Annotated in this window: 13 protein-coding genes; 6 read left to right on the top strand and 7 right to left on the bottom strand. The window is 62.6% G+C overall.

Translation table 11 applies throughout. The features are described 5' to 3' along the window. Nucleotides 1-21 precede the first annotated feature (21 nt). The 3 genes from LDN75_RS07675 to LDN75_RS07665 all read left to right on the top strand — a co-directional run bounded on the left by LDN75_RS07675 (nucleotide 22) and on the right by LDN75_RS07665 (nucleotide 3040). Nucleotides 22-1188, top strand: coding sequence for a DUF4439 domain-containing protein (locus LDN75_RS07675; RefSeq protein WP_223936543.1), 1167 nt, complete (start codon nucleotides 22-24; stop codon nucleotides 1186-1188). 75 nt (nucleotides 1189-1263) lie between these two features. After that, a complete protein-coding gene (locus tag LDN75_RS07670; protein WP_223936542.1) occupies nucleotides 1264-1992 on the top strand; it encodes a VIT family protein in 729 nt (242 codons plus the stop codon). 34 nt (nucleotides 1993-2026) lie between these two features. Then, on the top strand, nucleotides 2027-3040 hold the full coding sequence (locus tag LDN75_RS07665; RefSeq protein WP_223936541.1) for an aminoglycoside phosphotransferase family protein: 1014 nt from the start codon (nucleotides 2027-2029) through the stop codon (nucleotides 3038-3040). On the opposite strand, the gene LDN75_RS07660 is transcribed toward LDN75_RS07665, so the two are convergent. Further along, the gene (locus LDN75_RS07660) at nucleotides 3033-3827 is read right to left on the bottom strand and encodes a TSUP family transporter (protein ID WP_223936540.1); all 795 of its coding nucleotides are present in this window, start codon (nucleotides 3825-3827) and stop codon (nucleotides 3033-3035) included. The two genes, LDN75_RS07665 and LDN75_RS07660, sit on opposite strands and share 8 nt — an antisense overlap. Next, the gene (locus LDN75_RS07655) at nucleotides 3824-5635 is read right to left on the bottom strand and encodes a proline--tRNA ligase (protein ID WP_223936539.1); all 1812 of its coding nucleotides are present in this window, start codon (nucleotides 5633-5635) and stop codon (nucleotides 3824-3826) included. Before LDN75_RS07655 ends, LDN75_RS07660 begins: the two co-directional genes overlap by 4 nt. 471 nt (nucleotides 5636-6106) lie before the next feature. Here LDN75_RS07655 and LDN75_RS07650 point away from each other — a divergent pair, with 471 nt between their 5' ends. From LDN75_RS07650 to LDN75_RS07640, 3 genes are read left to right on the top strand one after another with little or no spacing between them, the layout of a single operon-like run. Continuing rightward, complete coding sequence (locus LDN75_RS07650) at nucleotides 6107-6868, top strand: ABC transporter ATP-binding protein (protein WP_223936538.1); 762 nt, start codon at nucleotides 6107-6109, stop codon at nucleotides 6866-6868. A gap of 8 nt (nucleotides 6869-6876) precedes the next feature. Then, on the top strand, nucleotides 6877-7620 hold the full coding sequence (locus LDN75_RS07645; protein WP_223936537.1) for an ABC transporter permease: 744 nt from the start codon (nucleotides 6877-6879) through the stop codon (nucleotides 7618-7620). Further along, entirely contained in the window at nucleotides 7617-8234 is a 618-nt protein-coding gene (locus tag LDN75_RS07640) for a TetR family transcriptional regulator (RefSeq protein ID WP_223936536.1), read from the top strand. Before LDN75_RS07645 ends, LDN75_RS07640 begins: the two co-directional genes overlap by 4 nt. Nucleotides 8235-8244: 10 nt before the next feature. Here LDN75_RS07640 and LDN75_RS07635 read toward each other — a convergent pair whose 3' ends face one another. The 5 genes from LDN75_RS07635 to dxr all read right to left on the bottom strand — a co-directional run bounded on the left by LDN75_RS07635 (nucleotide 8245) and on the right by dxr (nucleotide 13245). Then, complete coding sequence (locus LDN75_RS07635) at nucleotides 8245-9123, bottom strand: GNAT family N-acetyltransferase (protein WP_223937520.1); 879 nt, start codon at nucleotides 9121-9123, stop codon at nucleotides 8245-8247. Continuing rightward, on the bottom strand, nucleotides 9086-10252 hold the full coding sequence (ispG, locus tag LDN75_RS07630) for a flavodoxin-dependent (E)-4-hydroxy-3-methylbut-2-enyl-diphosphate synthase (RefSeq protein ID WP_216925300.1): 1167 nt from the start codon (nucleotides 10250-10252) through the stop codon (nucleotides 9086-9088). Before ispG ends, LDN75_RS07635 begins: the two co-directional genes overlap by 38 nt. A gap of 49 nt (nucleotides 10253-10301) precedes the next feature. Further along, the gene (locus tag LDN75_RS07625; RefSeq protein WP_223936535.1) at nucleotides 10302-10595 is read right to left on the bottom strand and encodes a YciI family protein; all 294 of its coding nucleotides are present in this window, start codon (nucleotides 10593-10595) and stop codon (nucleotides 10302-10304) included. A gap of 82 nt (nucleotides 10596-10677) precedes the next feature. Beyond that, nucleotides 10678-12009, bottom strand: a complete 1332-nt coding sequence (locus LDN75_RS07620; protein WP_223936534.1) for a site-2 protease family protein — start codon at nucleotides 12007-12009, stop codon at nucleotides 10678-10680. Between the two features lie 51 nt (nucleotides 12010-12060). Then, complete coding sequence (dxr, locus tag LDN75_RS07615; RefSeq protein WP_223936533.1) at nucleotides 12061-13245, bottom strand: 1-deoxy-D-xylulose-5-phosphate reductoisomerase; 1185 nt, start codon at nucleotides 13243-13245, stop codon at nucleotides 12061-12063. Between the last annotated feature and the right edge of the window lie 83 nt (nucleotides 13246-13328).

The following is a 13328-nucleotide window of genomic DNA, read 5'->3' as shown; positions in this document are numbered from 1 at the left end:
CGCCTCCCGATAGATGTTGTTGTGACTACTAGCCTAACGATTTTCGGCAGCACATGGTGCATGGAGTTTCCCGCCCACATGACACCATGGTGTGTTGTGGACGAGCAGACAAGTGAAAAACGACGATCACCAGCGTGGGGCCGGCTCCTTCTCATTTCGGTGGTGGCACTGCTCGTTGCAGGCACTGGAATCGTGCTTCTTCCGCGGGATTCCGGGACTCCCCCGGAGCTTTCGTTTTCCGAGTCCGCCCTCGCCGACGCTTTCACCGATACCCAGAGACTGCGGGAATCGGCCGCAGGATTGTCGGCAGCCACAGGATCCGGTTCTCAAACAGCAGCCCTGGACAACGCTGTGACATTGCTGACAACGCAGTCGAGGGCCCTTCTTACGCCATCTGCCGCTACCAGCGGCCTGCCCAATACCACCGGTAGTGCTGCCTCCGCGGCAACGGGCCAAGATGACACGACCCCGGTGGCCATCGTGGCTGGCTTGACCGCCAGCGGCAGGCAACGACTGGACGACGCCCGCGAGGCCGACGGCGGGACCGCAAGGCTGCTCGCCGCCGTCGGATCCGCCCAACTGCTGCAGGGCGAAAAACTGGCTGCGGCGTGGCAGCTGACGGTACCGTCGCCGACGTCGGCCGGCACCCCGCCTGACACAACGCCGGCTGCGCACCAATGCCCCTCCGTGAGCCCCACTCCGGATGCAACGGCTGCCACGACAGATGCTGCTTTGGCCGCCACTGTCCGCTCGGAGCAGGAAGCCGTGTACATCTACCAGGTGGCACTGAAGCGACTGGACGCCAGGGCAACTGTCCAGGCCGCGAAGGACCTGGCGATGCACGAACGCCTCCTGCTGCAGGCGGAAGCCCTGACCCGCCTCAACTGTGGCGACGTGCCCACCCGGGAGCCCGGATACCGGCTACCTGCGCAGTTCGCTGAAAACCCGGGCGCCGGTTTAGGGACTTTGGAATGGGACTCTTTGCGGGGATTTGGCGACCTTATTGCGCTTTCCACTGGAGAGACCCGGGACTGGGCCGTCAGCAACCTGCTCGCCGCAGTGCGGAGGAGCATTGACTGGGGTGCCACTCTGGCCGCCTTGCCGGGCCTGGAGTTCGACGCCGATGACTTTCCTCCCCTGCCGGCGCCCACACCCAGTCCAACCCGGGCTGAGTCCCAACCGGGCTGAGCCCAAACACCCGGGACGGGATAGGCGAGCCTAGCCATGCTGGCCAAGGCGGCCCGCTGGTGCTTGGCTTGAACCATGGCTTCCGCAGAAACTGCCACTACGCACGAGAATGAACCGCATCGTGATGATCTTGCCCACAGGTTGAACTGGCTGCGCGCCGGAGTTTTGGGCGCCAACGACGGCATAGTCTCCGTCGCCGCGATCGTGGTCGGCATGGCCGGTGCCACGACCAATACCGGCAGCATCCTGGCTGCCGGCACGGCGGGTCTGGTGGGTGGCGCCATTTCCATGGCATTGGGCGAATACGTATCCGTCAGCAGCCAAAGCGACACCCAAAAGTCGCTCATCGAGAAGGAACGCCGGGAGCTCGCAGAACAACCGGAAGAAGAACTCGAAGAGCTCGCCGCGATCTACGAGGCGAAGGGACTCACCACGCGCACCGCCCGGACAGTCGCCGAAGAATTGACGAAGCACGATGCCCTTGCGGCCCACTTGTCCGCCGAGCTCAATATTCACGAGGACGACATCGTCAGTCCGTGGAACGCCGCCTTTGCATCGGCAGTGGCATTTACCCTGGGCGCAGTGCTTCCCATGCTGGCCATCCTGCTCCCTCCTCCGGCAATGCGTGTCCCGCTGACGTTCGTTGCCGTCCTGTTGGCGCTCGCGATTACGGGAGCCGTGGGGGCATGGATTGGTGGGGCACCGAGGATCCGGGCAGCAGCCCGTGTGGTGTTGGGCGGAGCGTTGGCTCTTGCAGCCACGTTCTCGATCGGAAGCCTGTTGGGCGCCAGCGGCGTTTTCTGAGGGTACTACCGCCCGGCAGAGCTAGGCTGATCGCGTGACCCTTCACGCCATGATTCCGATTCCGGGCGACCTGCACGCCCGTTACAACCGCGACTCCGCGGGGCGGGACTGGCTGGCGAGCCTTCCGGGGCTCATCAGCGAGTCCCTGGACCGCTGGCAGTTGTCCGTGGACCTCGCACCCGGCGAGGAGCCGTGGAACGGGCATGGAGCCTTGGTTGTACCCGTTCTCCAGTCCGGCAGGCAGGCTGCCCTGAAGATCGCCTATCCACATGAGGAAGCACTCCTGGAGCGCCACGCTTTGGCCCTGTGGGGTGGCCACGGAGCTGTCCGCCTCCTGGCAGCGGACGCCGCGAGCTGCTCCATGCTGCTGGAACGCCTGGACGCATCGCGTTGGCTGCAGGACGCCCCCATGGATGAAGCTATGGAGGCCTGGGGTGAGATCATGCGCGAACTTTCCATTGCCCCGGATGATCGTCCCGAATGGCGGGGATTCGATCACATCGCTGCAACGGCTGAGCGCTGGAGCGACGAACTGCCTGCGGAGTGGGAACGGCAGGACCACCCCTTCCCGCGATGGTTATTGGAGGCTGCGCTGGAAGTGTGCCAGACCCGGGGCGCTGTTGGCCGCCGATCCGGCAAGGACGTCCTGGTGCACACTGATCTCCACTTCATGAACATCCTTGCCGCATTGGGCGCGGACACCGCCAACTACCGGGCCATCGATCCCCAACCGCAGATCGGTGAGGCAGAATTTGCGGTGGCACCTGTTCTGTGGAACCGGATCAAGGATCTGCCGGGAAGCGATCCTGGCGCTGCCCTACGGGATCGGTGCCGGGACTTCAGCCTCGCCGCCGGCCTTGATCCGGAGGTCGCACGACAGTGGAGTATTGCCCGCGAAGTGAACAATGCCCTGTGGTCCGCGGGAAAACCAGGGCACGAAGGCGACCTGGCCCGTTCCCTATGGGTGGCCAGCACATTGGCGGGCAGGACGCTCGAAGGACTTCCAGCAGCACACGATCTGCCAGAGCCCGGGGACGCCGTCAGCTGAAGTTGTCGTTCCATACGTCCATGCCGAGCTTGATGATCAGTGCCGCGACGACGATCAGGAACACAATCCGCACAAAGCCGCTCCCCCTGGCCACTGCTGTACGGGCACCAAGGTATCCGCCCGCCATGTTCGCCAGCCCGAGCACCAGGCCCACTCCCCACAACAAGGAACCGTGGGGAAGGAAGAAAATCAGGGCACCGGCATTGGTGGCCATGTTGACGATCTTGGCCTTTGCACTGGCTTCAAGGAAGGCGTAGCCCATGGCCGAGACCAAGGCGATCACCAGGAAGGATCCCGTACCGGGCCCGATGAGGCCGTCGTAAAACCCGATCACAGCACCGATCAGGCAGGCCACGACGTAGTGCTTGTGTCCATCGTGCCGCAGCGCCGTCAGCTCACCGGCGCTGGGGCGGAGGGCCGTGAAAATCGCGACGGCGACCAGCGCCACGACGATGATCGGCTTGAAGACGCTGGCCGGCAGCGACGCAGCGAGGATGGCCCCGCCAAAGCTGCCCGCCAGGGCAATGACTGCCATGGGAATTGCTGTCCTGAGGTCCGGCCCCACCCGGCGGTAATAGGTGGTGGCACTGGTGGTGGTGCCGAAGATGGAACCCATTTTGTTCGTGGCCAGGGCCTGGACCGGGGTGATGCCAGGAACCAGCAGCAGAGCGGGGAGCTGGATCAGCCCCCCGCCTCCTACTACCGCGTCAACCCACCCTGCTGCGAATCCAGCAACCACAATCAGGATGATCGTGGTGAGCTGGATAGTCTCGAAGCCGGAAATCACCGGTTACGGACAGCGTTGACCACGTAATCCACGGCCTTATCCACCGAGATGTTCTCGGCTTCACCGCTGCGGCGGTCCTTGATCTCCACTACGCCGTCCACGAGTCCACGGCCGACCGCCAGGATCGTGGGCACGCCGACGAGCTCGGCATCGCCAAACTTTACGCCGGGAGAAACCTTGGGCCGGTCATCGAAGATGACGTCGAGGCCGGCAGCCTCCAGTTCAGCGGACAGCTTCTCTGCAGCTTCGAAAATTTCGTCGCCGCGGCCCACAGCCACAATGTGAACATCGGCCGGGGCTACCGTGCGTGGCCACACGAGGCCGCGGTCGTCGTGATTGGCTTCGGCGAGGGCTGCGACAGCACGGGTTACACCAACGCCGTAGGAGCCCATGGTGACCACAACCTGCTTGCCGTTCTGGTCCAACACCTTCAGGTCCAGTGCCTCGGCGTACTTGCGTCCGAGCTGGAAGATGTGGCCCATTTCGATGCCACGTGCAGTTTCAAGTGGTCCCGAGCCGTCAGGCGCAGGGTCCCCTGCCCGGACGTCGGTGCATTCGATGACGCCGTCCCACGTGAAGTCGCGGCCCGCCACGAGTCCGAAGACGTGCTTGCCGTCAACATTTGCGCCAGTCACCCAGGTTGTGCCGGAGACAACGCGGGGATCCACGAGGAAGAGCAGCTTGGAAGATCCTTCCAGGCCCAGCACCGCTTCATCCAGGGACAAACCAGGGCCGATGTAGCCCTTGACCAGCCACGGCAGCTTCTTGAGATCTTCATCGTTGGCAGCTTCGAGGCCGATCTCGCCCGCGATGGGAAGGAACGCACCAATGTTGGCTTCCACCCGCTTGAGATCCACGGCGCGGTCACCAGGAACGCCGAGGACGACGATCTGGCGTTCACCGGTGGGGAGCGTCACGGCGAGCACGACGTTCTTCAGCGTGTCAGCGGCAGTCCAGGCGCCGCCGTCGGCCTCGCTGCGGGGTGCCAGCTGGTTGGCTGCGTCAACCAGGGTTTCGATGGTGGGGGTGTTCGGGGTGTCCAAAACCTGGGCAGCCGGTGCGTCCGTGAAATCAATATCCTCAGGGACAACCGTGGTGACGGCCTCGACGTTGGCGTAGTAGCCCCCGGCCGAGCGCACAAAGGTATCCTCGCCGATCTCCGTGGGGAAGAGGAATTCCTCGCTCTTGGAGCCGCCCATGGCGCCTGCGGTGGCCGCAACCGGGATGACTTCCAGGCCCAGGCGTTCAAAGATCTTCAGGTAGGCAGCGCGGTGGGCGGCGTAACTTGCGTCCAGGCCGGCGTCGTCAACGTCGAACGAGTATGAGTCCTTCATGATGAATTCCCGGCCACGGAGGAGGCCTGCACGGGGTCGCGCTTCATCGCGGTACTTGTTCTGGATCTGGTACAGGCTCAACGGCAGGTCCTTGTACGAGGAGTACAGGTCCTTGACCAGGAGGGTGAACATTTCCTCGTGCGTCGGGGCCAGGAGGTAGTCGGCGCCCTTGCGGTCCTGAAGCCTGAAGAGGCCCTCTCCATACTCGGTCCAGCGGTTGGTGGCCTCGTAGGGTTCGCGCGGCAGCAATGCCGGGAAGTGGACTTCCTGTGCGCCAATGGCGGACATTTCCTGCCGGATGATTTCCTCCACCTTGCGCAGGACACTGAGTCCCAGCGGCAGCCACGTGTAAATGCCCGGCGCGGCACGGCGGATGTAACCGGCCCGGACCAGGAGCTTGTGGCTGGCGACCTCGGCGTCGACGGGATCTTCACGCAGGGTGCGCAGGAACAACTGGGAAAGGCGAAGGACCACGGGTACGTATCCGTTTCTATGGCAGATGTGGCAAAAACAACTGTCTACTAATCTACCGGCTGGTGGCGGGCGGCTCCGCACAGAGAAGAGCCACGCCGTCGAGTCTGGAAGCCCCTGGCCAATATCGGCTGGTCATCCTTCGATGGCGTGGCTCTGCGGCCGGCCGGCCGCAGACTCTGTCCGGGGACTAGTCCCCCGTTCCCTCCAGCGGAACGGGATCGCCTGCGACTGGGAAGCATTGGTGACTGCCGAGCTCACGGATGGTGCGGCTGCCAAAGGCAACCTTGAAGGTCTTTGCCATGAATTCCCCTGTAACCACCCGTGCCCCATCGACACGGCTTGGGAAAAACTTATGTGATAGCGGACACGTTTTCAAGGATTTCGCTGGCAAATCACCCTTGACCGCGCGGTTGGGCAGATTTAGCGTTAATTCATCACTTGGTGAATTACCTGATGGTGCCGGAGGCCGCCATGTCACTCGCAGCAATAGAAGCCACGGGCCTGCAGATCACGCGAGGCCGAACAAGAATCCTGCGGGGCCTGGACTTCGCGGTGGGCAGCGGTCGCATCACAGGACTGCTCGGCCCCTCAGGAAGCGGCAAGACAACACTCATGCGCGGCATTGTGGGGGTACAACGGATCACGGGTGGATCCATCAGCGTTCTCGGCCGCCCAGCAGGCAGCGCGCCACTAAGGCACGACGTCGGTTACGTCACCCAAGGTGCCAGCGTCTATGCAGACCTCAGCGTTGAAGCCAACGTCAAGTACTTCGGCGCCATGCACAAGGCGACGGCGGCGGACGTTGCGGAGTCGATTGCCGCCGTCGGGCTCGAATCATTTGCAAAGCAGAAGGCGGGAGACCTGTCGGGCGGGGAATTCAGCCGCGTATCACTGGCGTGTGCGCTGGTGGCGCACCCTAAATTGTTGGTCCTTGACGAACCGACAGTGGGCCTGGACCCAGTGCTGCGGGCAGAGTTATGGGAGAGGTTCGCTGCCATGGCCGCCAGCGGAACAACGCTCTTGGTCTCCAGTCACGTCATGGAAGAAGCGTCGCATTGTTCCTCGTTGCTGCTTCTGCGGGACGGCCTGCTGCTTGCCCAACTAACCCCAGCCGAACTCGCCACGCGCGGACGCAGCAGTGACCTTGAACGGGCGTTCCTGAACATGATCAAGGACGCCCAACAGGGCCCCGATAGCGGTCAACCAGCAAAAGAAAGCCAGGTGGCATCATGAATCTCCGAATGACCTTGGCAACCACAGCCCGCGTCCTGGGCCAACTGCGGCACGATCACCGCAGCGTGGCACTCATTCTGGTGGTCCCGGCGCTGTTGCTCGCCGCCGTCTATTTCCTTTTCGAAAACGAAACACTTCCGCCGGGCTTTCCGCGCACGTTCGACCGCGTCGGCCTGATGATGCTGGCGATCTTCCCGTTCGTGGTCATGTTCCTGGTCACGTCCATCACCATGCTGCGCGAACGAACATCCGGGACCCTGGAGCGGCTCCTCACCACACCCATCCATAAGGCAGACCTTTTGTTCGGCTATGCTCTTGCCTTCTCCATCATGGCCGCGCTGCAATCGCTGGTGGCCACGGCGGTTGCGTACTGGATTTTCGATCTCGACATCAAGGGCACTCCCTGGTTCGTCGTAATGATCGCGGTCATCAACGCTGTCCTTGGGGTGGCCTTGGGGCTGCTGTGTTCCGCCTTTGCGCGCACTGAGTTCCAAGCCGTCCAGTTCATGCCCGTAGTGGTGGTGCCGCAGATCCTGCTCTGCGGCCTTTTCGTCGCCCGTGAGCAGATGAACGAGGTCCTCGAGGCAATCTCCGGCGTCCTTCCCCTGACGTTTTCTGTTGATGCCCTTCAGGAGATCGCCGGGAACGCCGATGCCACGGCCACCCTGTGGCAAGACACGATGGTGATGGGCGGAATAGTGGTGGGGGTCCTCATCCTCGCCTCACTGACACTGCGGCGGCAGACTTCATGAGCCTCCAGCCCCTGCGCCGCGGCCGGCGAAGCGGTAACGATCACTCGCGCGAAGCCATTCTGCTGGCTGCACGGAAGCTGTTCGCCGAGCAAGGGTTCGATGGCACCAGTCTTCGGCAAGTCGCGCGGGAAGCTTCCGTGGATCCGGCCATGGTGCACCACTTCTTCAAAGGCAAGGACGAACTGTTCGCATCCAGCGTGGAGTTGCCTGCGGACCCTGAAGACGTCTTGGCGGGCGTTGAAACGCTGGATCCGGGGGCGAGGGCAGAAGCACTGATCCGCGCGGTAGTTCGGTTGTGGGAGGGCCCGGCGCAGCCCGGTCTGGTGGCATTCGTTCGGGGAACCATTGGGTCCAAAGCCAAAACGGCGTTGCTGCGGGAGACTGTGAGCCGGACCATCCTCTCCAGGGTCATGGTGGGCGTGCAAGGTCCTGCCGAGGAAGTACGACTGCGTGGCAACCTGGTGGCGACACAAGTGGTGGGACTGATGCTGCTCCGCTATGTGATCCGGCTCGAGCCCCTGGCCAGTGCTGATCAGGAGGAAGTGGTGAGGATAGTGGCGCCGACCATCCAGCGGTATCTCACCGGGAACCTGGATACCGCCAATCCGGACTAGCCAAGAACTGCTAGAACAAGACCGTTGCGAACGTACCGACTTGCTCGAAGCCCACCCTTTCGTAGGTGGCGCGCGCTTTGGCGTTGTAGTCGTTGACGTACAGGCTCGTCACGGGCGCGAACGTACGTGAGAGATTCACGACGGCGGCCATGTAACCAGCGCTCTGGTGGTGTCCACGCATCTCAGGATTCATCCATACGCCTTGGACCTGTGTGACGTCCGGAGTGACCGCGCCCAACTCTGCCTTGAAAACCACAGTTCCCGTGGCGTCGATGTGGACCAGGGAGTGCCCTTGACGAATAAGCCCCGCAACCCGCCTGCTATAGAAGTCCTGGCCTCCCAGGAAGGGCGAGTAGCCAACTTCTTCTTCGAACATGGCGGCGCAGGCAGGCAGGATACGTTCAAAGTCCGCCATGGTGCCGAAGGTCAGCAAAGGATTGGCTTCGATGGCCGGCCCACCGGAAATGGTCAAAAGGGGCTGTCTGGAGCGGACTTCGTGCGCGAAGTGGCCCAACTGCTCAAAGCGTGAGTAGAGCGCCAGCACTGTTTCCGCAGGCCCAAAGATGGAGGCGTACCGCCTGCCGGATTGGTGTGCTGCCGTAGCCACGTATCCGGTAAGATTCGGATCGAGTTGCACGGGGACCAGATTTGCCCCGGCCCAGCAGGCTCCCAGAAGGGTGTCGTCGTCGAACACGCCAAAAACGCTCGCGCCCCCACTGGTGGGGGCTGCCGTTCCTACGCTGTCCAGATGCGCCAGGATAAAGACGTTGGCAACGGGATCCTCACTCGCAAGCGCGCGAAGGGCCAGGGTGTCGGCACTGCCGAGCACCCTGACCCCCAGGCCTGTCTCGTTACGAGACGCTAACCACGGGGCTACCCTTGACAGCATCTTCGCCATCGGCCTCCCCCATCTCTTCAGCGATACGCATGGCCTCTTCGATCAGTGTCTCAACAATTTCGCTTTCAGGCACTGTCTTGATGACTTCGCCCTTCACGAAAATCTGGCCCTTGCCGTTTCCGGAGGCCACACCGAGGTCTGCTTCGCGGGCTTCGCCGGGGCCGTTGACGACACACCCCATCACTGCGACACGGAGGGGAATTTCCATCCCCTCAAGGCCAGCGGTTACCTGCTCAGCCAACGTGTACACGTCCACTTGGGCGCGGCCACACGAGGGGCAGGACACAATCTCAAGCTTGCGCGGACGCAGGTTCAATGACTGCAGGATCTGGTTGCCAACCTTGATTTCCTCCACGGGCGGTGCCGAGAGGGACACACGGATGGTGTCACCGATGCCGCGGGACAGCAGTGCCCCGAAAGCAGTCGCGGACTTGATGGTTCCTTGGAAGGCCGGACCAGCTTCGGTCACGCCAAGGTGCAGGGGCCAGTCGCCCTTTTCCGCGAGCATCTCGTAGGCCGCGACCATGATCACGGGGTCGTTGTGCTTGACGGAGATCTTGAAGTCGTGGAAACCGTGCTCTTCGAAGAGCGAGGCTTCCCAGACGGCGGACTCCACCAGGGCTTCGGGGGTTGCCTTGCCGTACTTCTTCATGATGCCCGGCTCCAGGGAACCAGCGTTGACGCCAATGCGGATGGACGTCCCATGGTCCTTTGCGGCTGCGGCGATTTCCTTGACCTGGTCATCGAACTTCCGGATATTACCGGGGTTCACACGGACCGCAGCGCATCCTGCTTCAATGGCTGCGAAAACGTACTTCGGCTGGAAGTGGATATCGGCGATCACGGGAATCTGCGATTTCCGGGCAATGATCGGCAATGCCTCGGCATCATCGGCTGAGGGGCATGCAACGCGGACGATGTCGCAGCCGGAGGCCGTCAGTTCGGCGATCTGCTGAAGCGTGGCGTTGATATCCGTGGTGGGCGTTGTGGTCATGGACTGCACGCTGATGGGTGAATCAGAGCCAACGCCAACGGACCCAACCTTGATCTGACGCGTCTTACGGCGAGGGGCAAGGACGGGGGGTGGGGCTGCTGGCATTCCCAGGCTGACCGAGGTCACGTGGACTCCTTGGGTTTGGGGTGGATCGTTGTGGTGGAGGACGCCGGAGCTAGGACGCGTGGGCAGCCAGGACGCCGATGATGGGATCCCATTCCGTGCTGCGGATGCCTGCAATGACTCCGGCTTCAGCGAACGGATCCTGCTTCAGGAGGTCGTTGAGTTCGGCTTCATTTGCCGCCTTGAAAATGAGCAGTGCGCCGGCACCGTCACCATAGGGGCCGCTCGCAAGCAGCGTGCCGTCCTCTGCGAGGTCGCCCAGCCAGGCACGGTGCGCGGGGCGGGCTTCGTCGCGGAGGGCGCCGGATTCGGCGACGTATACATACTCAACAGCGAAAACAGTCATGAAGCTAGCCTATCCCGCCGCGTCGCATGATCCGCCATCGATTCCGCCCTCGGAGGGCCCTGCCGTCCAGCGCATGGAGACATCAGCCAAAGATATTCACAGGCTTGACGATGTCTGCGTAGATCAGCAGCGCACCCATGGCCATCAGCAGCGCTGCCACCACATACGTGGCGGGAAGAAGCTTCGCGATATCAAAAGCACCGGGATCCGGCTTTCCCCTTAGCCTGGCCACTTGGCGCCGCGCACCCTCATACAGCGCACCCGCCACATGACCACCGTCGAGGGGCAGCAAGGGCACGAGGTTAAAGACGGCCAGCGCGAAGTTGAGCCCTGCAAGCAGCCCTACCAAGGTTCCAATACGTGATTGGAGGGGTACTTCTTCCATGGCGGCCACTTCGCCAGCCACCCGACCGACGCCAACCACACTGATGGGGCCGTTCGGATCACGGGGTTCCTCGCTGAAAGCGGCCTTCGCCACACCAACCACTCGGGCCGGCAGGTTAAGGATCACTCCGGAAATCTGCTTGATGTTCTCTCCCGCCATGGGAAGAACCGAGGACGCCGGCTGGGGAACCAACGCGCTTTGTGCGCCGATTCCCAGGAAGCCCACCTCCTGGTACTTCAGTACGCCGTTGGCGTCCTGCTCCTGGCGGCCATCGGCGCCCACAACCGGACGTGAAGACAAGACGGGGGTAACGGTCGTGGAAACTTCCGAGCCGTTGCGCTCTACGGTGATGGGCACCTCCCTGCCAGCGGAGGCCCGGATCCAACTGGTGAGTTCATCCCAGCTTGTGACGGTTTTGCCGTCGAAAGTCTTCACGGTGTCGTTCGGCTGCAGGCCGGCAGCAGCCGCAGGTGTTGGCTTGCAGTCCGCCGAATCCGGGTCCACCGTTTTCCCCGCAGCAACCTGGCACTTTGAAACATCCGCGATGGTGGTGGTGGCGGTCGCGACGCCAAATCCCATGAGAAGGACGGCCAGGAGGACCAAACCGATCAACATGTTCATGGCCGGTCCACCGAGCATGATGATGATCTTCTTCCAGACCGGCAGCTTGTAAAAGACCCTGTGTTCGTCCCCTGGGCCCACTTCTTCATGTGCGACCGAGCGGGCCTCGCTGGCAAGAGTCTGGAACATGCCCGTGCTGGATGGACGTACACCGCCATCTTGTTTGTTGGGCGGGTACATGCCAATCATGGCCACGTAGCCGCCTAACGGAAGAGCTTTGAAGCCGTATTCCGTTTCGCCCTTCTTCTTGGACCACAGGGTAGGCCCGAAGCCGATCATGTACTTGGTCACGCGCACTTTGAAGAGCTTCGCGGGGACCAGGTGGCCAACCTCGTGCAAAGCAATGGACACTGCGACGCCAAGGGCGACGAAGACGACTCCGAGGATGAAGAGAAGGACGGGACTCATGCCGATGGGACTGCTTCCATAGGGGTTTCTGTGCTAATACGCGTTTCGCTGTTACACGGCGCTGTTGGCTAAACGATCATGCGTGCGGGTGCGTGCCCACTTCTCAGCATCCAGCACGGACTCCACCGTAAGCTCCGAGGAACCTGAATGTTCGCTGAGGACGGACTCCACCGTATCCACGATGTCCGTGAAGCGGATACGACCGGCGTGGAAAGCCTCCACGGCTTCCTCGTTGGCCGCGTTGAAGACGGCCGGGTAGGTGCTGCCTTGCTTCGCGGCGTCCTTTGCGAGTTCCACCGCCGGAAACGCAACCGAGTCCAATGGTTCGAACGTCCAACTTGTGGCCTGCGTCCAGTCGCATGCCTGGGCGGCACGCGGAACCCGTCCGGGCCAACCCAGCCCCAGCGCTATGGGAAGCCGCATGTCAGGCGGCGACGCCTGGGCGATGATGGACCCATCCACAAACTGGACCATGGAATGGACTACCGACTGCGGATGGACCACGACGTCGATCCTGTCCAGGGGCACATCGAACAGCAGATGTGCCTCGATCACTTCAAGGCCCTTATTGACCAGGCTCGCGGAGTTGGTGGTGACCATGAGGCCCATGTCCCACGTTGGGTGCGCCAAAGCCTCAGCGGGTGTGACGTTGTGAAGCTGCTCACGGGTTCGGCCACGGAAAGGACCGCCGGAGGCGGTGAGAATCAACTTCTCCACCTCCTGTTCGGTGCCGGAACGCAGGCATTGGGCGATGGCTGAATGTTCGGAATCAACAGGCACAATCTGGCCAGGGCTGGCAGCTGCTTTCACCAAGGCACCACCGACGATCAGCGACTCCTTGTTGGCGAGCGCCAGGGTGGCACCTGACGCGAGCGCGGCCAGGGTTGGCGCCAGGCCGATGGAGCCAGTGATGCCGTTGAGAACCACGTCACAGTCCACTTCCGCGATGCGTGTGGACGCGTCCGGCCCAACGAAAATTTCAGGGGCAAAGCTGCCCAATCCGCTCCGCGCGGCCGCGGCGTCAATCAGGTCTTGAAGTGTTGCCGGATCGCCTTGGGCAATGCCTACCGCCTTCGCCCGCGTGTGGACAACCTGATGGGCAAGCAGTTCCAGGTTCCCGCCGCCGGCGCTCAGGGCCACCACTTCGAAAAGGTGCGGGGCGCCGTCGACGACGTCAATCGCCTGTGTGCCGATGGAACCGGTGGACCCGAGGATGACGATCTTGCGCGGCTGCATTGTTTAAGTATCCCAGCAGCTGCAGAAGGCTGCGAACGCAGCATGCGGCTAAGTGGAAAACCCTGCTTGACCACTTCCTCCCC

The organism is Arthrobacter sp. StoSoilB5, assembly GCF_019977235.1.
Taxonomy (GTDB): domain Bacteria; phylum Actinomycetota; class Actinomycetes; order Actinomycetales; family Micrococcaceae; genus Arthrobacter.
This window is presented reverse-complemented; position numbering and strand designations above follow the sequence as displayed.